Origin of the sequence: Photobacterium gaetbulicola (assembly GCF_003025515.1) — a bacterium.
Taxonomy (GTDB): Bacteria; Pseudomonadota; Gammaproteobacteria; order Enterobacterales; family Vibrionaceae; genus Photobacterium; species Photobacterium gaetbulicola.
Map to the genome: position 1 here is coordinate 1 of NZ_PYME01000047.1, position 26,602 is coordinate 26,602.

General features: G+C 43.0%; 28 protein-coding genes and 4 pseudogenes. 15 read left to right on the forward strand and 17 right to left on the reverse strand.

Going from position 1 to position 26,602, the window contains the following annotated elements; translation table 11 throughout:
• Window positions 1-243 precede the first annotated feature (243 nt).
• Window positions 244-816: a hypothetical protein gene (locus C9J03_RS25430; RefSeq protein ID WP_044620843.1), complete on the forward strand. Its 573-nt coding sequence runs from the start codon at window positions 244-246 to the stop codon at window positions 814-816.
• Between the two features lie 106 nt (window positions 817-922).
• On the opposite strand, the gene C9J03_RS25435 is transcribed toward C9J03_RS25430, so the two are convergent.
• The 3 genes and pseudogenes from C9J03_RS25435 to C9J03_RS25445 form a co-directional block, all read right to left on the reverse strand.
• The gene (locus C9J03_RS25435) at window positions 923-1,138 is read right to left on the reverse strand and encodes a DUF3820 family protein (protein ID WP_044620842.1); all 216 of its coding nucleotides are present in this window, start codon (window positions 1,136-1,138) and stop codon (window positions 923-925) included.
• Window positions 1,139-1,181: 43 nt separating this feature from the next.
• Window positions 1,182-1,799 (reverse strand): fumarylacetoacetate hydrolase family protein, encoded by a 618-nt coding sequence (locus tag C9J03_RS25440; RefSeq protein ID WP_044620841.1) that lies wholly within the window; start codon window positions 1,797-1,799, stop codon window positions 1,182-1,184.
• A gap of 75 nt (window positions 1,800-1,874) precedes the next feature.
• Window positions 1,875-3,250, reverse strand: a pseudogene (locus tag C9J03_RS25445) (IS4 family transposase).
• A gap of 50 nt (window positions 3,251-3,300) precedes the next feature.
• On the opposite strand from C9J03_RS25445, the gene C9J03_RS27335 reads away from it, so the two are divergent.
• From C9J03_RS27335 to C9J03_RS25480, 9 genes and pseudogenes are all read left to right on the forward strand, one after another.
• Entirely contained in the window at window positions 3,301-3,705 is a 405-nt protein-coding gene (locus tag C9J03_RS27335) for a reverse transcriptase domain-containing protein (RefSeq protein ID WP_420813029.1), read from the forward strand.
• A gap of 434 nt (window positions 3,706-4,139) precedes the next feature.
• Window positions 4,140-4,760, forward strand: a pseudogene (locus tag C9J03_RS25455) (transposase); the annotation flags it as partial.
• Window positions 4,761-4,795: 35 nt separating this feature from the next.
• Window positions 4,796-5,380, forward strand: a pseudogene (locus C9J03_RS25460) (IS5 family transposase); the annotation flags it as partial.
• Window positions 5,381-5,460: 80 nt separating this feature from the next.
• Entirely contained in the window at window positions 5,461-5,754 is a 294-nt protein-coding gene (tnpA, locus tag C9J03_RS25465; RefSeq protein WP_044620840.1) for an IS66 family insertion sequence element accessory protein TnpA, read from the forward strand.
• Window positions 5,751-6,107, forward strand: a complete 357-nt coding sequence (gene tnpB, locus C9J03_RS25470; RefSeq protein ID WP_044620839.1) for an IS66 family insertion sequence element accessory protein TnpB — start codon at window positions 5,751-5,753, stop codon at window positions 6,105-6,107. The genes tnpA and tnpB overlap by 4 nt, the downstream gene beginning before the upstream one ends.
• Window positions 6,108-6,157: 50 nt before the next feature.
• Window positions 6,158-6,691 carry an IS66 family transposase zinc-finger binding domain-containing protein gene (locus tag C9J03_RS26925; RefSeq protein WP_052829584.1) on the forward strand — a complete coding sequence of 178 codons (534 nt, stop codon included), beginning with the start codon at window positions 6,158-6,160 and terminating at the stop codon, window positions 6,689-6,691.
• Window positions 6,610-7,386, forward strand: coding sequence for an IS66 family transposase (tnpC, locus tag C9J03_RS26930; protein WP_197078567.1), 777 nt, complete (start codon window positions 6,610-6,612; stop codon window positions 7,384-7,386). Before C9J03_RS26925 ends, tnpC begins: the two co-directional genes overlap by 82 nt.
• A complete protein-coding gene (locus C9J03_RS27130) occupies window positions 7,340-7,633 on the forward strand; it encodes a transposase domain-containing protein (RefSeq protein WP_052829582.1) in 294 nt (97 codons plus the stop codon). Before tnpC ends, C9J03_RS27130 begins: the two co-directional genes overlap by 47 nt.
• Window positions 7,634-7,659: 26 nt before the next feature.
• A pseudogene (locus C9J03_RS25480) lies at window positions 7,660-7,772 on the forward strand (IS5/IS1182 family transposase); the annotation flags it as partial.
• A 98-nt stretch (window positions 7,773-7,870) separates the two neighbouring features.
• Here C9J03_RS25480 and C9J03_RS25485 read toward each other — a convergent pair.
• The 14 genes from C9J03_RS25485 to C9J03_RS25550 form a co-directional block, all read right to left on the reverse strand.
• Window positions 7,871-9,061: a galactosyltransferase-related protein gene (locus C9J03_RS25485; RefSeq protein ID WP_044620838.1), complete on the reverse strand. Its 1,191-nt coding sequence runs from the start codon at window positions 9,059-9,061 to the stop codon at window positions 7,871-7,873.
• A gap of 34 nt (window positions 9,062-9,095) precedes the next feature.
• Window positions 9,096-10,004: a galactosyltransferase-related protein gene (locus C9J03_RS25490; RefSeq protein WP_082060449.1), complete on the reverse strand. Its 909-nt coding sequence runs from the start codon at window positions 10,002-10,004 to the stop codon at window positions 9,096-9,098.
• On the reverse strand, window positions 9,985-10,785 hold the full coding sequence (locus C9J03_RS25495) for an ABC transporter permease (protein ID WP_162845592.1): 801 nt from the start codon (window positions 10,783-10,785) through the stop codon (window positions 9,985-9,987). Before C9J03_RS25495 ends, C9J03_RS25490 begins: the two co-directional genes overlap by 20 nt.
• A gap of 1 nt (window position 10,786) precedes the next feature.
• Complete coding sequence (locus C9J03_RS25500; RefSeq protein ID WP_162845593.1) at window positions 10,787-11,512, reverse strand: ABC transporter permease; 726 nt, start codon at window positions 11,510-11,512, stop codon at window positions 10,787-10,789.
• 58 nt (window positions 11,513-11,570) lie between these two features.
• A complete protein-coding gene (locus C9J03_RS25505) occupies window positions 11,571-12,581 on the reverse strand; it encodes an ABC transporter ATP-binding protein (protein ID WP_044620834.1) in 1,011 nt (336 codons plus the stop codon).
• An 80-nt stretch (window positions 12,582-12,661) separates the two neighbouring features.
• The gene (locus C9J03_RS25510) at window positions 12,662-13,804 is read right to left on the reverse strand and encodes a glycosyltransferase family 4 protein (RefSeq protein WP_044620833.1); all 1,143 of its coding nucleotides are present in this window, start codon (window positions 13,802-13,804) and stop codon (window positions 12,662-12,664) included.
• Window positions 13,805-13,992: 188 nt separating this feature from the next.
• Window positions 13,993-14,634 (reverse strand): histidine phosphatase family protein, encoded by a 642-nt coding sequence (locus C9J03_RS25515; RefSeq protein WP_052829581.1) that lies wholly within the window; start codon window positions 14,632-14,634, stop codon window positions 13,993-13,995.
• Between the two features lie 15 nt (window positions 14,635-14,649).
• Entirely contained in the window at window positions 14,650-15,672 is a 1,023-nt protein-coding gene (locus C9J03_RS25520; RefSeq protein WP_044620832.1) for a GHMP family kinase ATP-binding protein, read from the reverse strand.
• The gene (locus tag C9J03_RS27355; RefSeq protein WP_107291795.1) at window positions 15,669-16,298 is read right to left on the reverse strand and encodes a DUF402 domain-containing protein; all 630 of its coding nucleotides are present in this window, start codon (window positions 16,296-16,298) and stop codon (window positions 15,669-15,671) included. Before C9J03_RS27355 ends, C9J03_RS25520 begins: the two co-directional genes overlap by 4 nt.
• A 12-nt stretch (window positions 16,299-16,310) precedes the next feature.
• Window positions 16,311-16,889, reverse strand: coding sequence for a D-glycero-alpha-D-manno-heptose-1,7-bisphosphate 7-phosphatase (locus C9J03_RS25530; protein ID WP_044620830.1), 579 nt, complete (start codon window positions 16,887-16,889; stop codon window positions 16,311-16,313).
• Window positions 16,890-16,907: 18 nt separating this feature from the next.
• Window positions 16,908-17,720: a hypothetical protein gene (locus C9J03_RS25535; RefSeq protein ID WP_044620829.1), complete on the reverse strand. Its 813-nt coding sequence runs from the start codon at window positions 17,718-17,720 to the stop codon at window positions 16,908-16,910.
• A gap of 4 nt (window positions 17,721-17,724) precedes the next feature.
• Window positions 17,725-18,447, reverse strand: coding sequence for a PIG-L deacetylase family protein (locus tag C9J03_RS25540; RefSeq protein ID WP_082060447.1), 723 nt, complete (start codon window positions 18,445-18,447; stop codon window positions 17,725-17,727).
• The gene (locus C9J03_RS25545) at window positions 18,444-19,637 is read right to left on the reverse strand and encodes a DegT/DnrJ/EryC1/StrS family aminotransferase (protein ID WP_044620828.1); all 1,194 of its coding nucleotides are present in this window, start codon (window positions 19,635-19,637) and stop codon (window positions 18,444-18,446) included. The genes C9J03_RS25540 and C9J03_RS25545 overlap by 4 nt, the downstream gene beginning before the upstream one ends.
• Entirely contained in the window at window positions 19,634-20,455 is an 822-nt protein-coding gene (locus C9J03_RS25550; RefSeq protein ID WP_044620827.1) for an aminoglycoside phosphotransferase family protein, read from the reverse strand. The genes C9J03_RS25545 and C9J03_RS25550 overlap by 4 nt, the downstream gene beginning before the upstream one ends.
• 332 nt (window positions 20,456-20,787) lie before the next feature.
• Here C9J03_RS25550 and C9J03_RS25555 point away from each other — a divergent pair, with 332 nt between their 5' ends.
• The 5 genes from C9J03_RS25555 (at window position 20,788) to C9J03_RS25575 (ending at window position 26,295) form a co-directional block, all read left to right on the forward strand.
• A complete protein-coding gene (locus C9J03_RS25555) occupies window positions 20,788-21,405 on the forward strand; it encodes a D-sedoheptulose-7-phosphate isomerase (protein WP_052829579.1) in 618 nt (205 codons plus the stop codon).
• 311 nt (window positions 21,406-21,716) lie between these two features.
• On the forward strand, window positions 21,717-23,252 hold the full coding sequence (locus tag C9J03_RS25560) for an asparagine synthetase B family protein (protein ID WP_044620826.1): 1,536 nt from the start codon (window positions 21,717-21,719) through the stop codon (window positions 23,250-23,252).
• A gap of 2 nt (window positions 23,253-23,254) precedes the next feature.
• Complete coding sequence (locus C9J03_RS25565) at window positions 23,255-24,559, forward strand: hypothetical protein (RefSeq protein ID WP_044620825.1); 1,305 nt, start codon at window positions 23,255-23,257, stop codon at window positions 24,557-24,559.
• 2 nt (window positions 24,560-24,561) lie between these two features.
• On the forward strand, window positions 24,562-25,506 hold the full coding sequence (locus C9J03_RS25570) for a GDP-mannose 4,6-dehydratase (RefSeq protein WP_044620824.1): 945 nt from the start codon (window positions 24,562-24,564) through the stop codon (window positions 25,504-25,506).
• Between the two features lie 96 nt (window positions 25,507-25,602).
• On the forward strand, window positions 25,603-26,295 hold the full coding sequence (locus tag C9J03_RS25575) for an HAD family hydrolase (protein ID WP_044620823.1): 693 nt from the start codon (window positions 25,603-25,605) through the stop codon (window positions 26,293-26,295).
• Window positions 26,296-26,602: the final 307 nt, after the last annotated feature.

A 26,602-nucleotide genomic window follows, 5' to 3' on the forward strand; every position in this document is an offset into this window, starting at 1 on the left:
TCCAGTTTCAGCCTGAGTACGTCTCGAATTTTACGCATTGCAATCCTCTTTGCTGGCATAGTCCTGCTCCAAATAGGAAACAGGTTACCAAATAAGTTGAAGATCAATACGTTGAAAGGGATTCCGGCGGAACGTGAACAGTGATTCCGGAAATGTGGGTAAAAGTGTTCACATTGAGTCCGGAATGGGTGTTCATGTTAAACCAGAATAGGTGTTCACATTGAACCGGAATGAGTGTTCAGCATGGGCCGGAATACGCAAGATTCTGGTGAGCTAATACCTACCTACTACTTAGACGCTGTAGATCCTCGTTTTGAATATGCCTTGAACAAAGCTGAAGAGATCATTGGATATCAGTTATTTGATAGAAAAGGAGTTATCTCACTTGAATTCGATGATAACCCATTCTTTGATATCGACTACTCGGAACTGCCTACAGATTGGGGATTTATTTGGAGTAAAGGGACATTTTCAGGGTCTTGTAGTTCAGGAAGAGTTTCAAGTAGACCGCACAGTACAAATCTTGTTTCTTATGCTGTAGGCAACGATTATGGTATAGATAAAACCAAATGGGGTAGTGGATATGCATGGATACAGTTAGACAGCATAGATGAGCCTGATCCCGGCTGTACAACAATCGCGAACAATGACGTAAGCTTGCATGAGTTGGCACATGCTCTTGGTATGAATAATCACTTTGATGGGTTTGGTAACGGAGCGGCATTCAATTCCAATGCAGAGCGTGTTTTACGTAATATGTATAGTACGCAGAATCCTGCTGGACAGCCATTTGATTCGTTAAATATTGAGCCATAGGCGTAAGCTAGCGGTCAATTTTAAATACTAGTCACCAAACTGGGGGGGAGGTTGTTGCCAGCAGAGAGACACCAACCTCCCCTCTCAACACAGCCACACAAATCACTTAATCACGCTTCAGCGGCCTAATGACACTTTCTAAGCCTTCAATTTTCATCTCAAGGGCTAATGCCATCAGCAAACCCAACTCCCCTTCAGGAAAGCCTTTTTTCTGGAACCACAGTAAGTATTCTTCCGGTAGATCAATAATCACCCGGCCCGCATACTTACCAAACGGCATCTTCACATTGGCTAACTTTACAATTTTTTCTTTATCAAACACGCTTAGTTTTTCTCTTTCGATATGGCGTTAGTATTTCAACGGATTACTTGGCTAGCCACTGCGTTGAAACGATAACCTCTTCACCCGCTGTTACCTGAGCCTCGAACTGACTTCCGGCTTGTACTTTGCCCACACCAGACGGTGTACCTGTCATCACAATATCACCATCGTTCAAGCTCATGAAGGTTTGGACTTCTTGCAAAACCACATCTGGCGAATAAATCATCAATGACGTTGAGCCCGATTGAGTCAATTTATCATTGATGAACAGGCGCAAGCCCAACTCCCCACGCTCAGATGGTGGCAGCGGTACAAACTCGCTAAACAAAGCTGAACCATCAAACGCTTTACTGCGCTCCCAAGGTAGCCCTTTTTCCTTGAGTTTGCTTTGTACACGACGCTTGGTGAGATCTAACCCTACAGCCACGGCATCAAAACGCCCATTGCGATAAAGAAAAGATAGCTCAGCCTCATAATGGAGCTCGTCACCTCGATGGGAGGATAACAGCACCTCTGAGATCGCCGAGTTAGGTTTGGTAAAGAGTACCATCTCATCGGGGACTTCATTGCCTAACTCATAGATGTGAGCCACGTAATTACGACCAACACACACCACTTTATTTGGCGTAACGGCCTTGTTCTCGACGATAACTGTATTCATTTCAATCCCTTTCAATCTTCCATGAAATAGCAAAGTATCACCGATAAAAAAAGCCGACAATGGCCTGTCTCTTGATCACAAGTTTTGATGGTCAAGAGACATTGCTAGCTCATAGCCTTCAAGGATGGTTTGTAGCTTGAACCATCCTTCCCATAGCGCTTTCACTGATGACTTTCCTGTTCGTTTGGTATCTTTCCATCCCCCCATTCTTGCAAGGTTCTCATAAGCCCAAGATATATTGGGTGACGACTCGGGAATAGTTTTCTTCTCCATTTTCAACCACAGTAGCTCCAAGCTTTAGTACTCAATACCTTTTCACAGCTATGATCAGCCTGAGAACACGTTTTTCTCATAAAGCGTAACTGTAATAAGCGTGTGGCTATAAATGCTAAAATGGCGCTTATCCGCTCTAAGTTATCTCGACTTTGCATTCTGAGCTCTTCAACTCCTGTCCCCTCACTTTTCCAGACCTTATGGTAGTCCTCAATTAACCAGCGGTGTTCGTAATAGCTGACAATGCGTTCCGCTTCTTCTGCTTTAGTGACCCTTTCAGATGTCAGTAAGTGCCAAGCGAGCTTGTCTTTTCTATCGCCTTGCTCAATACAGCTGACATAATAGATAGCGGTATCGGGCTGAGATGATTTATTGGCCGGTGCTTTCAGTGTGACTTTTGCGTACTTGATATCAAGGACGACATCTCTCGCTTTACGTCCTCCTTTTTGAGGTATATGCAAGACTTTAGGCGTCGCATTTTGTAATTGCTCTGCATAGTCATAGAGTTTATTGTCATGCTCTTTGATACATAAGCTCTGCATTGAACGCACAACAAATCGTTGATTGTTTTGCGCTTTGTACGCCAGATATTCGTAGATATCAGTCTCACGGTCACACACTGAAATCACTTTATCTATATTAGTGCCTAATCGTTCAATCATGTTCTGGGAGGCCTTTTCCCACTTATAGCTCTCTTTTTCCTTGTAAGGCCGCGAAGCATGTTGATGTCGCTGGCCTCGTTTCAATATGTCACGGGTCCACATTTGCTGCTCAATTTCGTGGTTTTGTGGAGCAAAAAGCAAAATCGAATGTGCCAGAATGGCTCGATTATTATCTCCTTGATAAATATGCCCTAGTTCACTTTTAACCGATTGATGTCTTAAGACTAAAGCGGTTGTATCCTCAAGGGCGAGTAAAATGGGATGGGTTGAGGCTTTTTGAGCAGTTACTTGAAACCCCGCCTCAGCGATATCTTTTGGTTCGATATGGTCATTACGAATAAACCGGTATGCCCCTTCCATATCAGCAGGTGAGAGGGATAATTTTGACACAGCAACTCCTGGCTGTTGAGCAAGTGAAGGCGCTAAAGAAACTAAACGCTGAGTTCGTCTAGGGTCGTTGAGGTTAGCTTGCCCAAATTGCATATCTGCCCATTGTTCATGAGTATTTTTATCCATCTTAATCATCCATTGAATAACTTTTAAATGATCAGATCACGACTTCGAAGATGAGTTCAAAAAAATCCCCAAGCATGCTCGGGGATTTGTGCATAAGAGACAGGCCTGCCGTAGCCTATTGTCGCTATGCTGATGACTTCGCTGTTATTGTCAAAGACACCAAGCTATACGCCGAACATATTCGGGATGAATGCCGTTCTTTTCTTGAAGGCAAGCTAAAACTCACTCTGAATATGGATAAAACCCATATTACCCATGTGAATGATGGCTTTGTCTTCCTGGGGCACCGGATCATCCGAAAGCGCGGCCCTAAAGGCAATATGCGAGTGGTCTCCTCAATACCAAAGGTTAAAGCGAAAGCGTTCATTCACTCTCTGATAAAAGAACTGTCCGGGGATTTTAGTTGCAGCAAGATAGACAAGGTGGAGAAGATTAACCAGAAACTCAGTGGCTGATCACAGTTCTATCGCCACACTGACTATACGGCTATGACATACAGACGAATAGATCGAGTCGTCTTCTGGAAACTAGCTCATTGGCTCGCTCGCAAATACCGTTGCCGAATCAAATTACTATTGATGAAGTGGCGAAAACGACCTGAGCCGACAAAGGCCAAGACATGAGGATTATTTGGCAAGACCAACTTGGGAAATCAATGCGGTGTATCTCTGTATCGTCTAGTAAGTAGCCCCAAGAGACCATTTCGGTGTCGTCTGCCAGAGAGCAATCCCTATCTTAGGCAGGAAGTCAAAAATACGGTTACTTCACGCTACACCGATGTCGCTATGCCCGTCGGCCATAATTAAGCGGAGAGCCGTATGCGCTGAAAGGTGCACTTACGGTTCGGGGAGGAGAAGCAGAGAAATAGTCCGACTACGCTCTGTCTCTTACTCTACTAAGCAGTATTGTCCGAGGACAGCACTTCTACCTTTATATGGTCGAAGACATTTACAGCCGTAAAATTGTCAGGTGGGAAGTCTATGAAAGCGAATCCGGAGAGCAAGCTGCGGCGCTGATGCAGCGAACCGTAATGACAGAGCAATGCTTCCGTACACCACTTGTCCTGCATTCGGATAATGGTAGTCCCATGCGTTCAGCGACCTTACAGGCGAAGTTGTGTGAGTTGGGTGTGACACCATCTCACAGCCGGCCACGAGTCAGTAACGATAACCCGTTCTCGGAATCCTTGTTCCGAACGTTGAAATACAGACCACAGTGGCCATCATCTGGCTTCAATAATCTGGATGATGCAAGAAGCTGGGTTAAGAACTTTGTCGAGTGGTACAACGAAGAACATCGCCACAGTCGAATAGGTTTCGTGACTCCAGAACAACGTCATCGTAACGAGGATACTGAAATCCTGGCAAAAAGAAAGACAGTCTTCGAGCAAGCGAAGACAAGAAACCCAGAGCGTTGGTCAGATAAAATAAGAAAATGTGAACCTGCTGGGCCGGTCATGCTTAACCCAGAGAAACCAGATATCAACGAGCAGCTGGAACAAGCTGCTTAAACATGATTAGGCGACAACTGCCTTGAAAAACGCCGCTCAACTCGCTATTTAAATTGATGGATGTGCCGCTGAAATCACCGGATTACAGCAGTATCAGCAAACGAGCAAAGACGGTTCCGGTGAAGTACCGCAATCCAAGTCGTGGCCCGATAGCCCATGTGGTTGTTGATGCTACTGGCCTAAAAGTCTTTGGTGAAGGTGAGTGGAAAACTCGCAAGCACGAAAAGGAAAAGCGTCGAACCTGGCGTAAGCTGCATTTGGCCGTCGATGCAGCTACCCATGAGGTCATTGCTGCTGAAGTGAGCTTGGTAAATGTTGGTGATAACGAAGTACTGCCAACGCGACTAAACCCACTGCGAAGGCGGCTACAGCAGGTTTCAGCCGATGGGGCATACGACACCAAAGAATATCATAAGCTACTTCGTAAAAAGCGTGCCAAACCAACAATTCCGCCTCGATCTAATGCCGGATATCGGGAAGATGAACATCCACGAAATGACGCAGTTTCCGCACTAAAAAACGGTGACTTGAAGCAGTGGAAAAAGGACAGCGGTTATCATCAACGCTCTATATCAGAGACGGCAATGTATCGCTATAAGCAACTCATCAGCCCTAAACTGTAAGCGGGTGTTTCTCCTCACATTCCGGTATCCATCAATACTTGGTACTGATATAGCTCATTCATTAATGGAGCTTTATCATGACTCGTGAAGACAAGATGCAGCTATGGCAAGAGCGTCTGAAACAGCAAAAGAACAGCAGTATGACCATTGCTGCCTGGTGTCAGCAGAGCCAAATTACCCAGTCGCAGTTTTATTACTGGCAGAAAAAAATCACAGTCTCTTCGCACGAACCGGACAGTGTCATCGTCCCGCTTTCGATGCCGTCATTGCCGATGGCTCTGGTTATCGAAATACCCTGTGGCTATCGGATCTCGGTTAACGATGCCTCGGCAATGGCACTGCTGCCGCAACTCATCCGGTGCTTGCCATGATCACCACGCCCGCCGGCAGCGTTTATCTGGCCACCGGGATCACTGACATGCGCAAATCCATCAATACCTTAGGGCTACTGGTAGAAGATGTGCTGGAACTTAACCCGGTAGGGCCGCACTGGTTCGTGTTCTGCAACCGCCGCCGGGACAAGCTCAAAATCCTCCAATGGGACACCAACGGGTTTTGGCTCCACTTCCGTCGGCTGGAAAACGGCAAATTTAAGTGGCCCCTGCACCCGCAAGACACGGTGGCAATGAAAATCACGGCCAGGAAACTGCGCTGGCTACTTGATGGCCTCAACTGGCAAAATGCCGTTGCGCACCAGCCCATAAACGGGCTGAAAATCTCGTGAAAATAGTGAATTAAAATGGTAAAAACTACTGTTTTTACTATATTTTTATTATGCAAAAGGAACTTGACAAGCCCGTCGGCATCAGCCCGGAAATCCAGGCCTATATCGATGACCTGGTTCAAAACATCAGCCAACAATACGAATCCCGCATTGCCGAAATGTGGGAGCAGTTCCGGCTGACGAAAGCCAAACGCTATCTGCCGCAAAGCGAAAAGTTCCCGGCGCAGGGCTGCCTGTTCAATGAAGCGGATTCGCTGACAGACACCGGGCTGTCCGACGATGAGCCGGAGATGGAAACGGTGACCTACACGCGCAAGCGTGGTCGTAAGCCCATCAATCCGGACTTACCCCGCGAGGTTATCGAGTACGACTTACCTGAGGATGAAAAGATCTGCCCTTGCAGCCAGAGTCAGCTGCATGCCATCGGTGTCGAATCCTCTGAGCAACTCGAAATCATCCCCAAACAAGTTAAAGTGCTGCGTCAAGAGCGAAAGAAGTACGCTTGCCGCCATTGCGAAAATCATGGCGAAAGCAGAAAAATCACCATCGCATCCATGCCCCGGCAGGCACCCTTGCTACCGTAGCCGTCAGCAAGTATGCCGACGGCCTGCCGCTATATCGTATTGAAAAAGAGCTGGCGCGTGTCGGTGTTGATATCCAGCGAACGACCTTGGCTAACTGGATGATAAAGACCGCCGAGTTGCTTTCGCCTATTTATCTGGCCATGCGCAGGACGCTGCTCAAAGAGCAGGTTATCCACGGTGACGAAACCACGCTTCAAGTCTTGAAAGAACCGGGCAAAAAAGCCCAAAGTAAATCTTACCTCTGGGCATACTCCAACCCTGAACAGAGCACGACAACGGTGGTGTTGTTCGAATACCAACCGGCCCGGGGGCATGCTTATCCCAAGGCCTTCCTCGACAACTATGAAGGCACCATCATGACCGATGGCTACTCGGCCTGGCGGATGCTAGAGAAGGTGACGCACCTCGGGTGTTGGGGCCATGCCCGGCGCAAGTTCAAGGATGCGCTCGACCTGAGCCCGAAAAAAGCGGGACAGGCCAAGCAGGCGCTGAGCTATATCCAGAAGCTGTATGCTATCGAAAAGAAAGCCCTGTCCTTGTCGATGGCAGAAAGGTATACACTAAGGGAAAAAGAAAGTATCCCGATCCTGACGTCCTTCCATGGCTGGCTGGATAAGGCGGCAGCGAAACTGCTTCCTCAAGAGCCCGATGGGGAAAACGGTCTGTTATGCGCTCAAACAATGGCCTTACCTTGAAAGGTATGTCGAGGATGGCGATTACCCGATAGACAACAACCGTGTTGAGCGGAAGACCTGGTTGTTCGCTGATACCCAAAGAGGGGCAAATGCCAGTGCGACCTTGTTCAGTATCATGCTCAGTTGCCGTGCCAACGGCGTGGATCCTTATGCCTACCTGCGTCATGTTCTGATGGAGTTACCACAGCGAGAAGAAGGCTGTGATGTCAGTGATCTTCTGCCCTGTAGCAATACGATCGTTCAATAGCTAGGTGGGTCGGAATACCCGCTTACCCTAAACTGAGCTTGCGTGATTACGATGCCCAAGTAGGCGAAGCACTGGCCGAGTGAAAGCGATGAACAAAGTCATAAGGCTCGGTATGCCTGTTCGTCAGCAAGCTGCCTAACTGGTTGAAAGCCTTGGTAGACCTGCATCTTTAGTTATGATTTGATCAACAACGCCTCTTCAAATAGAACGTGATTTTGAATAATAGCGTTCACTATCTCACCCTGCATATAGGGATAGATCACCTATGACATCGTCTTTATTTTTTCTTGTCCCAATTAAAGATGCGTTGATCCTTTTCCCGTTAGGACGCATCTCAGGCCGAGGATGATCCATATGATAGATAACCATATTAGGCCTCAGTACATCGCTAATTTCATACAGCCTAAAATAAAAATCGTTATCTTCATCTCCCCAACCTCGATACCTTTCATCTTGGCCGTTTATTTTGAAGAATGTCTCTCGCTCAACCACGATTGCACCACCATAAATTTCGGCCATAGTCTGACCTCGGACACGCCCGCCAAGTGTGCCAACCTCGTCAGCGATTACCGCATGCACAGCATGGGAAGATGATCGGGAATCCAAGTTAATTAGCCTATCATAGGGGACAACCGTGACGGCCGATGTTTCTTCATTCTGTAACAGGCAGTTATCTAAGAAGTCATTTGGTACAAGCATGTCTATATCTAAAAAACAGATCCTAGAGCAACTAAAGCCATGCAACACTCCGACATTTCGACCCCAGGCATAGTTATAATCTCCTGGGTTTTTAGCAAAAATGTACTTATCAACAAATGGTTCAACATAGTCTCGTGTACGTGACTCACTATCTTGTTCGACCGCTACAATTGAAAATAAGTTGCGAGATATTGTTTGGTTGTATAAAGCACAAATGCAGCTCAATAAGTTTCTTAATCTGTGAGGTTCGTTTTTTGGACACCGGTAAGACAAAACTACAAGCAACTTTGCATCATCTACGGAACCATTGCGCTCTGTGGCATGTTGCAAAAGGTGTTTAGACAGTAAAGAGATCTGCTCGTTTACGTCAGATTCCTTGGGTAATTTATAGTAGAATTCACCTACATGCGGGAGTATTCTGCCAAAATCTGAGAGGTGTAATAATTTACTCCACACTCTTTTTAGCATTCCTTCGTCCGACAAAAAAGAATGATGGACATGCTCGACTAATTTAGTCATTAGGTCAGTGTCATGAAATGATAAAGCCAATGCCTGTAGATCTTCACAAAGGCGAGTATCTTTTCTGTTAGAGCTTATTTCATCCAAAATACTCTCATGGAGCGGTACGACCCTTTGCCATAGCGACGGACTAACCGCCGCACTTTTGTCATAATAAGTTACTGAAGAAACAACTGCCAGCCTGGCTATATAATTTAAATTATCTTTCATAATATACTCCACGTCATATTCGTGGGTAGCCTCTCTAGTTCCAACGGTGCTGATTATCTTTAAGTGCGATATTCTTGTCGACGTCAAAATAGTTGCTTCTGACACTTTCGGAAAATCCACTTTCGGTTTCGAACAACATAACCCTATTATTAAGCATATAGTCATGCAGTTCAGCATCACTCATGTTAAAAACATCTTCCATTTTCTTAAAGTTGCTTTTATATGAAGAGTGAGCATTGGTATCAGTGACATCCCTTTTGTGAGGTAAATGGTAAGCTGAACCGTCTTGTCTATTAATAGTCAAGGTCCGGAAACACAAATAGCTCATAATATCATCTTCGCCCCCCCAGCCGGTTAGATCCATAGGCCAGCCGCCTATTCTTACAAAACTATCTCTTGTAAATATGACATTGCCGCCAGCGAAGCTACGTTCCTGATTTAAAAAATCGACACATTCGGAGATCATTGTTTTTGATGTCTGTTCAACGTCGGATTTGTATAAAGTAGAAATATCACCAAAGTGGCCTATCAGTTTTTCCTTTTCGCTATGGCTCACGTCATAAATTCGGCTCCAGGGGCTAACAGCATCGAAGCGGTCCAGGCAGCTTTCAATCGCTTGCAACAACTGGGCATGGTTGAATACAACGTCTGCGTCACCAAAAACGAGAATGTCTGTTGAAGCATGAAGAGCGCCTATATTACGTGCTAAGCCTCTGTTGAAAGCATCATTCGACTCTACGAACACATGTTTGGTTGCTCTCTCAGGTTCGAACTTGGCATGAGTATCCATCTCTACAACAATAACTTCTATTTCATCTTTAAGATCCGCTAGCCAATCTAGGATCTGATATAAGTTTTCTAATCGACCTTGATTGCTGATCCTTACAGGAATAATAAAACTCGCGATATAATTATGTTTCATATCAGGCTCCAGTTCCTTCATAGTATTGTGCCCCTAAATTCCAGATGTAATAAGCGATGAGGAAAAACGCTACTCCTATGATAGGAGTTAGCAATAATGCGAAGCTATATTCATCGCCTCTAATAAAGTATGCACTTGGGTAGTAGGCTGAAAAGGCTAATGGCAGCAAGGTACTAAACAAAACTGATAATGGTTTTCCAAGAATGGACACAGGATATTTTGAGAAGTCCTTGAGGCGTTCTGACAGCGTCATTAATCCGAAAGAATAACGAGTCCAAAAGCTGCTTGCCGATGTCAAAATCATAAAAGAAGCTATGATGAGGGACGCAGAAATGAGCAGGAATACCAGAGCAACTACGTTTAGTGGTGACCAAGCTATACCGATTTCGTTCGAGGCATAGCTTAATCCGAAAAAGCCAAAGCCGAGTAATCCGAGGCCTTTTAAATCAACCGTCTCAGACAAGTAGTAAAAAAGCATATTGACGGGTTTGGTATAGTACTTGATGAAGCTGCCATCGACCAGTTTAGAACTCATTGTCCATAGGTTCTCGCATAGTATTTGACTGGGCGATGATGCGACTAAATAGAACGAGTAAATAAAAACTAATTCTGCAAAGCTCCATCCTTTAATGTCATCTACATTTTGAAAGACAATCCATATCGAAACTATGGATACGGCATTAATTACAATAATGCTAAAGGCGCCGATAATAAAATCAGCTCTATATTGCATTTTACTCTTGATGTGTTGCGCAATCAGCGACAAATATAAATCGACGTGAAACTTAATCGAATCTAACACCCTAACCACCATTAATAGTTACTTTCTTGACTAAGCAGCTAGTAAGAAACTTGCCAAACAACATCAGAGAAATACACCAGAAAATCTGTATAACCAGTCTTTCCATCACTAAGCTCATATCCAAAGTTGGGTCAAATAAGACATCAAGAGGGAAGTGAACGACAAAGTAAAATGGGCTCGAAATAAGTAGCGACTTGATGGTTTCGGGAAACAAGTAGATCGGCACAATAGCTCCCGAGCAAAACATCATTAGTACATCTTTGCATGAACTCGCCCCCCATACACTTTCTGTAAAGAAGGCAGTCAGACCGACTAAGTAATCAATGCAGAATCCTATATAATAACCAAAAAACACTGCCACTATAAACAGCAATATTCTGTCTACCCAGCCAAAGCTAGAGTCATAAAACAAGACAAAATACAAAACCACGGGTAAGAAGACCAACACCATATTCCAAACAAACTCGCCGATACTCCTAAAGAAGTACATGAGTTGATAACTAAAAGGCTTGCTTAAATGAAGCGTGATATCCCCCGTTAAAATATCATCCGAAATATACCACTCGACGTGAGTGCGATACATCACAATCAATGACGAGGCAAATGCCATTTTGATATATACATCATCAAACGTTTTTCCTGCTATAACTTCTCTTGAGTCAAATATTGCATTCCATAAAAAATACAACAATACCAGGTAAACAGCATTTCCTATAGAGTTGAACAACAGATCGACCCTATATGACATAGCGGTCAATATGGTATTGCGAGTGAAGTATAAATACCTAAGCATTGGCATCACCGAAAGACATATTTTTAATGACAGATTCGACCTTAGCTTCTTCTAGAGTAAAACTATCAATTTTTACTTTAGTCTCCAAAAGGTTCAACATAACCAGTGGTGAAATAGCATCGTTGTCTAACAATATACTAAGCTTTCTAATACCATACTGAGATTCATCATTTAAAAGCATTGCCCCGGGATTATCATTTATAACACTAGTCAAAACATCTAGCTCGAAGTCGTTGACGACAACGTTAAGCGTTTTGCTATTGCCAAATTTTGACAAAAAGGACTCATTGGTACCATCAAAGTACTTCTTGCCCTTGTTTATAATAATCAACCTACTTGTAAGAGATTCAACATCACCCATATCGTGGGAGGTTAATATTACTGTAGTGCCGTATTCCTGATTAGCTTTCCGAACCAAGTCTCTTACAAGTGATTTTGTCTTTAAATCTAACCCAATCGTTGGCTCATCCAAAAATAGTACTGAAGGCCGATGCAGAAATGCAGCAACGATTTCACACAGCATTCGTTGACCTAATGAAAGACACCTAACGGGTTGTCTATAGAACCTTTCTATATCTACAATTTGGTTTACCGAACGCAAAAAAAACTGGTAATCGTTATGGCTTACTCTATATATTTTTGACAATATATTGAAAGATTCAATTACCGGTAAATCCCACCACAGCTGGCTGCGTTGGCCAAAAACTACGCCAAGTTCTTTTACATATTTTTCTCGATTGTCTGATGGGGATTTTCCGTTAATGGAAATGGTACCGGAAGTAGGCGTAATAATGCCAATCATTGCCTTAATGGTTGTTGACTTTCCTGCTCCATTAGAGCCAAGGAAACCCACAATGTCTCCTTGGTTAACAGATAGGCTAATATCATCAACAGCTTTTACTATCTGATATTCCCTTGAAAAAAGATCGCTGAACGCACCTTTTAGACCAAGGTTTCTAGTCAGTACCTTATAATGTTTCGAGAACCCGTTAACTTCAATCATATTATATTTACATTCAGTTTTTCGTGTGAAATAGAGACTAAATGACGCAGTGGTACATATGCAAAAAACTTGCGTTATTATTAATCCAAAAGCGATGAATAAAGCTCAGCGGTTTCTCTCGCCATCCGCTGAGAACTATATTTATTGACAGCTTCCAACCTGGCACTTCTGGCCAAACCTTCTGCCAAATCAGCGCTTTTTATTAACCTTTCAATACTGACAATCAACTCATCAACATCTTCGGGTTGAAACAACAATGCTGTTTTTCCATCAGAAAGAATTTCCTTTAATCCACCGACCTCTGATGCAATGATGGGCGTGCCTAAATGCATAGCTTCTACTGCAACTAGACCGAATCCTTCTGCTAAGCTGGGGATAACCATTAAATCAGAAGATTCGATAAGAGCAGCGGTCTCTGTGCCAGATAGCTCTCCGGTAAAGCAGACTCTTTCTGACACCGGATGGTTCGCTAAATCGGATTTAACACGGTTGGTGTAGTTATCAGGCCCATCAGGGCCTGCTACGACAAGCTTCCAGTCCCGATCCACATTGAGCCCTTTAATGGCATCGAGCAGTACATGCAACCCTTTAGGAGCATAAATACGACCAACAAAAAGTAGTACGTATTCCTCGTTAGAAAGACCAAATCTCTGTCTCATACAGGGACCGCGATACTGACGCAGCCTTTCCGAACAGATCCCATGAGAAATGGCGGCTACGCGGTCTTTGGGAACCGAGTTTTCTAATGCGCGCTCATAGTAGAACCGGCTAGGGGCTATAAAACGATCAACTTCAAGTCTTTCAAAGACTAACTTGCATCGTCCTTTACCAAAGGACTGTATTTGCGGTGCATGTTCATGGATGGTAGCTACTAATGGAACAGCCAATGAGTCAGCAATAACTCGCCCTGCAATAGCTGTTTCTATGCTATTGACGTGAACAAGATCAATACTTTGATAAGAATCGACAATACGGCTGATATCGTCCAACAAACCAAATTGTAAGACTCGCCAAGCCACCTTCCTAATGTTGTCGAGTGAGTCCAGTTCAATACCCAACTCATGAATATTTGGATCAATAAGTCCAGATTCTATCGGATAAGCGTATGTGACTACTATAGGGTTCCATCCCTCTGCCGGTAGATACCTAGTTAAGTCCTGGGCATAGGTTTCCGCACCTCCGGGGCTCGGGGGAAATCGGGGAGTTAGAAATAATACATTCATTATATTATGAGTTCGCCAAATATATCTGTAGCAAGTTCGTTAACCCAAAGCCGATTAAACGAGGCCAGACAACAGGTGGTTTGTGTATATCCCTGCATTCATTATGCCAGTTTAAAATACCACTACTGGATAAGAGAGTTGTGAAATAGGGAAGGCACTGATAAAACAAGCCTTCCCATTTGATCAAATTAGACTAGAGCTGCTGCCATCTCGGTTATTTCAATTCCAGCCCATTTTGTGCAGGTAAGCTCTCCTGACTCATAGACTGTTTCGACCAATTGGCAGTTCCTCAACCAGTTTTTGGCACCATAATCATTCTCAATATTCTTACACATATGCGGCACCAACAACTGTAATATTCCGCTGTGTGCAACGACAAGAATTGATTTACCAGGGTGCTTATTTACAATCTCTTGAACAGCTTTCTCACCTCTGGATATAACTTCTCGGGCGCTTTCTCCTTCAGGCCCGGCTAATACGCTCAGTTCCTTCTCAACAGTCCATTTGTGCCAGACAGTGTCAAGCTCTTCGAAAACTTGTGGATCATTGCGTCCTTCCAGCTGACCGACTGAAAGTTCACTTAGCCGCTCATCAGAGGTAACAGGTAGCCCTCTTTGTTCATTTAAAATAGTGGCTGTTTCGATCGCTCTTACCAAAGGGCTTGAGTAAATCTGATCCAGTTCATAAACGGTAAGGTTATCTGAAAGCTCTTTCGCTTGTGTCCGGCCTAACTCTGTTAATTTTGGACCTGGAGCTGAGGTAGATAACCTATGAATTACATTGTCTTCAGTTTCTCCGTGACGAGTAAAATACAATTTAGTTTTCAACATTAACTCCTAAATGAATTATAAAGGTAAGCTAGTAGCCATTGTGCCACTATTTCCATATTGAAAGGGTAGTTCCGAAAGACCGGCTTCGGAAAATACGCGTCTTAGTTGCTCTTGATAACCAGGCTTTGAACTTATTAAAATAAATCCTCCACCACCGGCACCAAGAAGTTTAAAACCATCGGCGCCATTCTTCATCGCCAACTCTTCACAGTTGGCGATAAAAGAATTGCCTACTTTTTTTCCTAACCCGACTTTCTCTCTCCAATGCGCCAATAGTATAGGTCCGATATCACAAGGGTTATCGCATCTAATAGCGTGAAGCATGTCAGGAACTAATTCTCTTATTTTGTGGATTCTTTCAATTGTCGATGAGTTATTTACTTTAACACTACTTGCTTGGTCTTTTAGAATTTCACCAGCGTTTCGTCTTTGCCCCGTATAGAACAATAGAAGCCTGTTATTGAAGTAATCGATACAATTCTTACCCATGTTTAGAGAAGACGTATCTGCTTCGAGATTCGTGTTAAATGACAAATGCTGAAGCCCGCCCAACGATGCCATATAATGATCTTGCTTACCCACCATTCGCTTTAGATCATCGATTTCCACCGAGCTAGCAGCTTCAGCCAATTCACCTTTATCTACACTTTGGTTATTAGCTATTCTTCCGGCATGTATCATAGATACTAGAAAAGCGCCGGATCCGCCTAACCCCGTACCACTTGGGGCATCTGCCTGCACCATAACTTGCGTGTTACCGAAGTGCCCGCTGCGCATCAGTGCGAATTTACCAAACGAATTTTCTAGGGCTTCTAGGTTTTCGGCGTGTTCCGCCTTCTCCCAGTAGGCCTTGATTGAACCTTCAAATTGATTTGGATGAATTGTAACCGTGACATACTTATTAATTGCTAGCCCAACTACGTCGGAGCCAAACCTTGATGCATAGCTGACTACATCTGATCCGCCGCCCGCTAATGATATCCTCAATGGAGATCGCGCGACTGCAATGGATTTGCCTTTTGTCATGCTTTCACTCATAGTAACTTCCTTACATCGTCGGGTAGAACAGTAGTGTTTGATAATAAAGACAGGTCGAGTGATTGAGCACTGATTTCAGCGTAGTTGAGCAGTTCATTTCTTACCTGCTCAAATTCTGCCTTAGCTAAAATGGATGCTCTATTTACATTAATCCTATCTCTATTTGAAAAAAAGGTTGTATTACAAAGTTCTACGTATCTCGTTACGTCTTTCCAGCGCCAATTGACAGCGCTTTCCTTCGAAACATCTGCGACCAAATCCAGCTCAAGATCTAAGGTATCTATACCCCAACTCTGCTTTTTCAACGGCCGCTGGAAGTTAATGTAGAACTCCAACTCATTCTTTCCTTCAATACGCCTAGTGATCCCATAGGCGAGCCACTTATCTTTCGGTATTAAATAAGTAAGGTCCTTATTCAGCCATACTCTGGGAGCAAGTCTCCAACATTTCGTTTCACCAAGTCGAACGTGTCTGCCCGAGTTATCTATAGGTGCCAGCCATTCAGTACCACAGCTAATCCTTAAAATAATAAACTGCTCGTCTTCTTTTAGGATTGTAATGGGTATCAGACACCAGGTTCTTTTACACACTTCGTGTCTTAAAAAGCTCTCATGTTTACATTTCACTTTATTAAATTCTCACTGCTCTAATATGAAATTCGCAGCCGCGGCAAGATCGTTCTCTATAATCAATTGCTCCGCTTGAGTCCTGTCAATTAATGAGAGTGACTGTTTACCTCTTCCCGTCAACACAAGAATCGGTTTAACACCAGCATTTCTAGCGGCTTTCACATCAGTATCGGCATCTCCAATAAAGAAGGACTTGCAAAGATCTATTTCATATTGCTGCGCAGCAGTCAGAATCATCCCTGGGTTCGGCTTCCTACACTCGCACAAGTCGGTTGCCAGGTGTGGACAAAAATATGTAGCAGTGATCGGTTGCAAAAGGCCGAGTCGACGAATGACTTCATGGTTTATGTCTTTCGCTTTTTCTCTTTTAATTATGCCTTTACCAACGCACTGCTGATTGGTCACAATGATGATTTGATATCCAAATTCGATCATGCGTTCTATTGCTTTAGCACTACCATCAATGATGGTAATATCTCCTTCATCAAGGACATAGTTATCTCTATTTTCATTGATAACCCCATCCCGATCGAGAAATACAGCCGCATTTTTGGTGGTGCCTGATTTACCACCAGGAATATGTATCATAGCTATTATTCACAAAGCTTACGGAGTCGATAATGAGAAAAACTCATGCGCGTTAAGAGATATCAGTGTGTGTATATCTTGTTCCGAAATGCCTCCTGCTCTTAATGCTTTGACATTTCCTACAACAGATTCAGATTGCAAACCAGCCCAGTTGTCTAGCAAGGAATTGTCAAAGCCAGATACAAACTTCTCATCATGCAATTTGGATACAATGCAATTTTCCACACCAAATTTTCTTATAGACTGGCACAGGTCGTTATATTCGGCAGAATATTCCAATAAGATCTTGGTACAGCTCGTTCGTATCGCTCCTAAACTCACAGTGCCAACTTCCAATGGCGTTACCCCCCTAACAATGACATTACTAAAATAAAGAGCAGTTTTAAGTAGATTCCCTTTATCAGACATACCCGCTACGTTATCTAGTATGAGAAACGTTCTGTCGCTTTTAAGGAATGTGACTACTGAATCACGGTTTAAATAGTTACTTTCAAAGGTTTCGTACGTTTCATCATCGACTATCAGGCCGACCATCTTTCTTTTTTCGTGATTAATCAAAAGCTGGATCAACTCTTCATCTAATCCCTTACCACTATTGAGCTTGATGCATAAACCTGCGAATGTATCGCGGTATTTATCTTTGCCAATCTCGTTTAGTGAATCAATAATTACTTGATTTTCCACTTTAGAATTAACAACGGGAGCGATAACCCAACGTCTGCCATGTGCACTGCGGGACATCTTTTCGAGATTAGAGATAACGTTACAGTCAAGTGTGATACCATCTAATTCATATACTGGGAAAACTACAGTGTTTGCAAGCTTGACCATGATACTACTCTACTGATTCGCACTTCCAAGTAACTTCTACACTAAAACACCCGTCAGTTTCTAATAGCGCTGGGTAGTACTCAAGCAGCCCTTTTAGTTGGGATTCGTAAGTTTTAGCCGCAACCAGTTTTTCGAGAACCTGAGTTTCAGAGAACTCAATTCTTGTTGGCTCTAACAACCTGACACCTTGCTTTTCGACTTGTGATAATGCGTAGGACCATTGATAGTCAAGCTCTTTACTACTGTCATCGCTATCCCAGCCGTTTACACTGGCATACGGACAGTCTGCGTAAAAGACAAGTTCGAATGAACGGCTTTTTTTATAAACGGAAATAATTGCATCTCTAATCACAATGTGATCTTGATGCTGACCTATTCCGATTGGCGCGATAACAACGTCAAAGTCTGGAACGAGCTTTTCAAGAACTTCTTCTATATCAGCTATACTTTTCTCTTTCGAGTATGGTAAATCAAGAAAGTCTAAGTGTTTCCAATTAACTCCAGCTATTTCACAAGCGTTGGCGTCTTCGACAGCTCTTTTCTGTGCAGCCTCCCGTGCGGAATTAAACCCGCACATTCCATCCCAGTGAGTCATAACGCACTCTTCAGGAGGAACTCCGCCACAAAAGGTAACATTGGTTATATTTTTTCTTTCTCGTACCAAGATATCCCAGGTGGAGAATACTGCATCATCGAAATGCGGTGATAAAACTAATTTGCTTGTCACGAATTACCTCTCAATGTCGATACTGCTTTTTCAATAAGCAAGACCAGCTTTTCTAAAACCTCTTCATCCGCTAATAGTGCTGCGTGGTGTAACCAAATGGTTTGAGCAGACACCTTTTGAGCTATCGGCGTCTCGAACCTGCTGGCGTCTATCTCGCGCCTGATGGTTGGTTCAAATGCCGTATTCTTAAATACATCCAGGTCATTGAGAGAAGGATATGCCAAACTTAGTGGTACCTTCGCTTGACTCAACACTTCGAACATATGCTGCCTAGCTTCTTCACCCAACAAATCAAGGTCAAGCTCAAAGATATAGCAATAATATGCTCTTTGTTCAGAACCCTCGGCATTTTTCTGGGGTTTTACACCTTTAATACCTGCTAATCGCTTATCCAGAAAACTAGCTGCCTGAAGGCGCTTTTCAAATTGCTCGGGGTACCTTTCTAATTGAGAGTTTAGTATGGCCGCTTGCCATTCAGTTATCCTTGCATTGGTACCGACAATAGGATGGTGATAGGTTCCTTTGACTCCCTCACGACCACAATTCGCATAATCCCAAGCTTTATTTAGAAGCTCCTTATGATTAGAAATCAGTGCTCCTCCTTCTCCAGATGACATGAGCTTAGAGTGCTGAAAGGAAAAACTCCCCAACTCACCTAGAGAGCCTGCACCTCGCCCTTTCCACCTACTACCATGAGCATGAGCACAGTCTTCAATAAGCGCTAACTTCCTAGTTCTGCTTATTTGCAACAAACTGTCCATATCACACATAGTTCCGGCGACATGTACAGCAATAATCGCTTTGGTTTTTGGTGTGATCGCCTCGTCAACTTTTTTCGGACAAATACAATAGGTATCCTCGTCGACATCGACAATTACTGGAACAGCGTTAACACGTAAAACAGCTGATGCTGTGGCAACAAAAGTGATTGCTGGAACAATGACTTCATCTCCTTCACCAATACCTAATGCAATTAGGGCTGATTCAAGAGTTACTGTGCCGTTAGCAAGTGCGATACCATAGTCAGCATTCTGATAGCTAGAGAATCGTTCGGGAAATAGCTTGATATTCTCAGCCCTACTGCCGGCCCAAAATCCAGATTGTAGCGCGTTAGCTAACGCCGACTCTTCGCTGTTATCCCATACTGGCCAGGACGGGAAGTCATTGCTTGAAAATCGATAGTCAATCATAAACTACCTCCGACGATTCCGCTGATTATCTGCTCTTCATGCTGTTTTATATATTCGATGTCATTTAGATAAGCGATGTGATGGCCTTCAGATAAATTACTTTCAAAATCTTCATCACCTTCTCCTGCCTGATCCAACATAAAGTTAACAAGTGCAGTTAACCTGTCTACCATCATCGAAGGGATCATCTTCCTGGACTCATAATCTAAACCATATGCGTCACAGAAGATTTTTGCACGTGTAATCTGCTCATTAATATCGCCAATGCTATCTGGGTTGTTTGGATTTTTAATTGGCGCCCATCGATATATGGCATAACAAACATCCCAAATCACAGGCCCTGGATGCAAGGTATCGAAGTCTATGATTCCAATCGCTTCATTTTCATTTAACACAACATTATAAGGAGCGTAATCTCCGTGGCAGAGCACCTCAATCGGCTTACGAGCTGGCAACATCCAGCAACACTCGTCATCTAATGCACTTAGTACCTTACGAGAAGCATCGTGGAATTCGCGTAACAATTTAGCAGCGGTTATCAAGGCATTTTCTGACCTAGCGTTTTCTGACAGTGGATAATTTGAAACCTCACCTTCAATAAAACTTACCGTTTCGAATCCAGACCCATCAAGAGCCTTTGGCTCTGGAACTTTTTTGAATCCATTGCCCCTAATAAGCCTTAATACTTTATGAACAGTTTCGGTCCACTCAGAAGCAGGTCGACGAACATCCTTATTCATCTTAACAATTTTGCCACTTCGCCCACCCTCTAGCACTTCACCTATATTATTTACATCATCTATCTTTTTATCGTTCATAAAGGGTAACTCCTTTCATTTAGGCTTAGTTTTGTCGAGTTGATATCCGTGGAAAGAACCATCGATGCGGATATTTTTCCTGCGCAAAGTCTACATTTCTTTCTCGTGCCCTCAATAGGCAACTATATCATTTTGCGAGTGAGCTCTATAAAATATTATTTCACCTATCAATGCTCTTCTATTTGGTTATTTATACAGTTAATATCAAAAAGGAAAGTGAATTACTCTTACGGAGAGGATTTTTCCTCCTCAATTATTTATGTGATTTTCTTTCTACCTTTTAAATCTTTTGTTTAATTCTTCCAAGCTATATTTCTGAAAAGTGGTATGTTATGTACGACGTAAATGAGATAAAACATATTTCAAATTTTTTATATATTGAAACTGTTATAAATCACTATTTCCGAGATCTCAAAGAAGCAATAGATAAACTTGATGTAGTCGAGCTTACTGACGCATCATCTATTGTTTTTGATTGCCTTCACAAAGGGAATACACTTTATGTCTGTGGAAACGGCGGCAGTGCAAGCTCAGCCTCCCATTTAGCAGCAGACCTCGCAAACGAAACCAGAAGTCTTACATCCTCACCAAATATCGTGTCATTAGTCGACAGCCTTCCTCGTATTACAGCTATAGGAAATGACTATGGCTATGACGAAATTTTTTCTCTTCAGCTTAATAAGGCTAATGCTGGAGATGTGATTTTAATGCTTAGTGTGAGTGGGAATTCCGAGAACCTTATAAATGCAGCCAAAGTAGCAAAAGAAAAAGACGTTAAGGTAGTGAGTCTGCTGGGCCGGAAAGGAAATCTTGCAGAATACTCTACAAGCACCGTTGTCTTTGGAATGTCTGACTATGGGATAACTGAAGACTTACACTCTTCTTTTTTACATATGGTGAAGAGGCTGGTTAACGAAGGTAAAGCCCATATCTGCAAACCAAGTTTATAACGTCTTCCTGAATTTGTATTTTAGCCCTAAACTACCTACTTCAGTAGATGGTTATTATCCAATTTGATGGGGTATTGAAAGGGAAAATAACTTTTGGCAGCGAGGCAATTTGTCGACGGCATGGGAATCAATTAAAGAATAATTCGGCGCAATGTGTGACTTATTTGGTATAGAAACAGATTTTGATAATACCAATAAGTCAGTGTTGTCTAAATATTCATTATACGCATAACATCCCAGGCTTAAAGGTGTTAACAAATTATCCATGCTTACCGGAATTACAATTACTTAAACTTATTTAGGATTTTAAAATGTGCGGAATTTCTGCAGTCTTTGATTATTCAGCTCAAGATGAAAGCCGTAATACGATGCTTCACGAGTTGTTGTCAAAAATAGAACATAGGGGACGAGCTGATACCCTTTACGAGTGGAAGTCATTCAAGGAATTGGGGTTTTCTTTAGGTACTCACCGGTTACCTATTGTAGAGCAGAGTGAAAACAGACAGCCGGCCTGCGGACCGAAAGGTTCCATTACTCTAGTCATGAACGCTCAAATATTTAACTATCTTGAGTTGAAGAACGAACTTTGTAATGAAGGGGTTGGTATTGAGTGTCTTCCGGGAGGAGACGCATATATTCTGGCAACGGCTATAGAATACTGGGGAATTGACTCAGCGTTAAAAAGGCTTAATTGGGAAGGGTGTTTCGTTGCTTTCGATGAAACCACCAATAGCATTTACGCTGCTCGTGATCATCTTGGAATCAAGCCCCTTTACTATTCAAACATCGAGGGCAAACTTACCTTCTCTTCAGAGATAAAAAGCTTATCCCATATAGATCAATTAAAGCAAATCGATGTTGTCAAACCCGGAACTTATCTGTCCTGGGATTTATCACACCTCGGCGCCCCCAAAGAGGGGGTGTGGTGGCAGTTACCTACATCAACTAAGGGGGCTTACAGTATCGACAGTATTGAGAAAATACTGAAGGAAGCAGTCCGAATAAGGGTGCCCGATGAGCCATATGCTGTACTTTTATCTGGTGGTATCGATAGTTCACTGGTTCTAAAAATGGCGTTAGAAGTAAGCGAAAATGTCACTGCTTATACGCTACATGATGAAGAATCTCCCGACTTACCTTTCGCCCGCAGGCTGTGCAGTCAACTTGGTGTGAAATTAGTGGAAGTGAAAGCCGACGATTCAAGTAAGCTATGCGGAAATCTACTAGATACGATCACTAAAGTTGAATCATGGGAATGGCAAGTTCTCAATCATGCAGCGCCAATGGATGCACTGTTCAGTGCGATAAGAAACGACAATTATAAAGTCGTCCTAACCGGAGAAGGTGCCGATGAGCTCTTCTGCGGTTATTCAAGTAACTTGTCTAGCCTTGATGTTGATGAACTACAAAACGAACGAATCACTCGCGTCAAGGATTTGCACAAGACAAACTGTAGGCGTGTCGATAGGATGGCGATGTCTCATAGCTTAGAATGCCGCGTCCCGTTTTTGGATATTAATGTCACTAATGCCGCTTTAACACTGCCTGTAGACAGCTGTATCGACCTGTCCACCAACAAAATCCCCCTGAGGGAAATCGCTTCAAGAATTTTACCCGAAGGGTTTGCAAAACGACCAAAACTCTCTTTTGCCAAAGGTGTCGGGTACCAATATGGTGCTACGAAAAAAGCTAAGAGCGTATTCGGTGATATTAGCAACCTTGAAATTACTGAACTTCCAAGTAATTGGGCAAAACTCGCCAGATATCCTATCGAAGAATGCTGTATCAGTATGTTTATTGAGCTCGGATATGATAAGGCAAATTACTTGTTGGAAAGGAGCGTTTAATCATGATCACAATAGCTTCGCCAACTGAATTCCCTAAGCACGTTAGTTACCACCTTCCGGGCAGCAAACACGCTTTTGCACATGGAATAGCATGCGCGGCGATCGCTGATGAAGGCCGAATTAGTAATGTTCCAAACATCATCGACTCTCACACCCTTATTGATGCTCTTAGGTTAATATTCAATAAAGTAGATCATGACTTGACCACTCGTAGAGTTGCATTTTCAGAACCCAAGCATTTAGATAAGATCGTACTCACCCAAGAATTAGTAGCTAAGTCCAGAAATCTTTATTGCCTCCTACCAGCACTGCTCAATAAAACGGATTTACTCATTATAGAAGCCACACCTCAAGGATGTCAGATCGGTAAGCGACCTACAGATTGGTACATTGATACTTTAGTTAGGTTTGGCGTGAAAGTTGACTACCATGAGACCCACATAGAGTTACGATGGGAAGATAAAAAGTCAGCTGACATTGCGTTCAGCTACCCGACTATGACAGGTACTGTAATAGCAATTGCCGCAGCATCGCTATGTCTAGGTAAAAGTACAATTTCTAATGCATCAGTAGAGCCCTCTTGCTGTGAGCAGCTAAAAGTAGCATCAAAACTAGGTTGCTTGATTGAGGGAGAGTTACCTGAAATTGTAATAAGCCAACATTCACCTAATTCTGTTATAGATTATGAGGTACCAGCTGACCGTATCGCAGCCGTCACTGTCATTACTGCCGGCCTTTTGGCGAAAACAAGTGTGTCTGTCACCTCTAGTGATTTTGTGGAAGTGCCTGAGTTCATCAAGTTCCTGAATGATCTCGGTTTTCCCTCATCACAGGATAAAACATGTATTAAAGTCGACTACTCAAATAGAAAATCAACCGCCTGCAACCTTGTCTTAGATTGCGGCTCAGAGCCGAAATTCAGTAGCGACTGGGGACCATTTGCAATATTGCTTCTCGCTACTGATTCTCGCGGTTTTAGCAAGTTAACTGACGACGTTTTCCCGTACCGTTTTCAGTTTCTTGAACACCTCCCAGGCCAGCCATTGGCGAACGTTAATGTAGATATAAGCCACAAGGATGGGCGTGAGATAACGCAGGCAAACATCTTCGGTCGTTTAATGGAAAAGCTTCCTGGAGGCGTTAGTGGTTTATGCCCAGATATCCGGGGTACTGCAGCAATTGTATTGTCAGCAATAATTTCCGAAAAGTCAGTCACAATCACTAATGATTTTCAATTGTGTAGAGGCTACGAGAATTTAATTGGGGACTTAGAAAGTCTTAATCTACTAACCGTATTGGAGAATTAATTTTGAAGCGTATATTGGTTACCGGTGGTGCTGGGTTCATTGGATCTCATGTTGTCGATTTATTATCAAAGAGCGATGCCAAAGTCTATGTGATGGATGACTTTTCTACAGGTAAGGTTGAGAATATTGCTCATCATAGCAATGATAAAGTTAATGTGATCTGTTGTGATATCGCAAGTGACGCTGCTCGTAAAGCGATTAAAGATATCAAGCCTGACGGTATCATTATGCTTGCCGCTCAGCCAAGCGTCATCGTTTCAATAAGGGATCCGTTATTGGACGCAAGCTCAAACATAATGGGGCTTGTACACTTGTTGGAGTCTGCACGCGAAGTTGGTTGCAAAAAAGTAGTATTCGCTTCTAGTGGCGGTACGATATACGGAAACGTATCAGACGAATCTCTACCCGTTACTGAAGAGCACCCCTTAACCGCCTGCTCTTTCTATGGACTGACAAAACTAACCGCTCTGCACTATCTTAATTTGTATAAACAACTCTTTTCGATAGATTTTGCTGCTCTAGCATTAGGAAATGTATATGGTCCACGTCAATCTCCATTTGGTGAAGCCGGAGTAATAGGAATCTTTAGCCAAAAGATCCTGTCTAATGAGACCTGCACAATTAATGGCGACGGCAACATCACCCGGGATTACATATATGTAGCAGATGTAGCCCAAGCATTTGTGTCCGCTCTACATCAGGGAAGTGGACTGATCAATATCAGCTCTGGCGTCGAAAAGTCGGTTAAGGAAATCTATGATGCTATTTTGGACATATCGCAATGCCAAGGCAGTGTCGTAAATGGCCCTGAACTCGCAGGAGAGGTAAAGAGAATTGCACTACAAAACACAAAAGCAAAGTCAGAGCTGAACTGGGAGCCTAAAGTCAACTTTAATGATGGCGTCAAGTCAACCGTTGACTGGGTCAGGCAAGAGTATCTGAACTAACCAGGCTAAAAACAGCTTTACCTATCTTGAATTATTATTAACACAAATGGTTTAGGCAAAAACAAAAAACTGCTTTTTCCTAAACTAGGACAAATTATGAATAACAAGTTACCTTCACTGAAACAAATAGATGCCATTTTTTTGGATGCCGGCGGTGTTTTGCTTAAGCCGGATCACTCAAGAATAATGAGCTTAGCTGACAACCTTCCTATTACAGAAGAAAGTATTGATAGAGCTTTGTACGCTCATGGAAGTGTTGGTGCAGGATTGGGGCCAGGCGATGATGACGATGCTTTTGTCTACGAGTTTGCTATAGCAGCAGGCCTTACCAAACCGTTCACCTTGAAGCACATGGAAGAACTGAAGGACATTGTGCTTTTTTCTCCGTGGATCCCAAGAGAGATCGACGTTATATATGACACGCTCACAAAGATTAAAAAAGAAGTAAGTCATATCGTTGTTGTTTCAAACACTGAAGAAGGGGGGGCGAAAGAGCTATTAAGAGATACTGGCATATGCCAGGTCGGAGAAGGGCCAGGTATCGAAGTTTCCGCGATCGTGGACTCAGGTATTATAGGTGTACACAAGCCGGATCCTCAAATTTACCACATTGCAGCTGATTTAGTTGATACACCTATTGAACGTTGTTTACATATTGGTGACTCAATAAGAAATGACGTAAATGCCGCTAAGAAAGCAGGAGCGATACCCGTTCATTTCTGCCCTTACGGCCACTGCGAATCTAGCGAGCACTTACACATTAAATCTCTATCTGAAATAGTAGAATAAGTTAGCTCTGCAATACTTCAATATTAAATTAAAATTGGGCAATCAAAATGGATAACAAACAGATCCTACTAGTCGGCTTTGGTCGAATTAGTGAAGTTTTATATGCTCCACATATTCAAAAAAATTATTCAAAGGTAATCGTGTGTGAAAAAGACAAAAGTAGACACGATGTAATCAGAAGCGCTGGAGGATCCCCACAAAATTCACGCATGATAATTGCTCCTTGCCATCATAATTAACTCTTGTTGTGCCCAGCGTAATGTTGAATTTGTAATGTGATATTCCAGCCGTCGAAAGACTTCTTTTC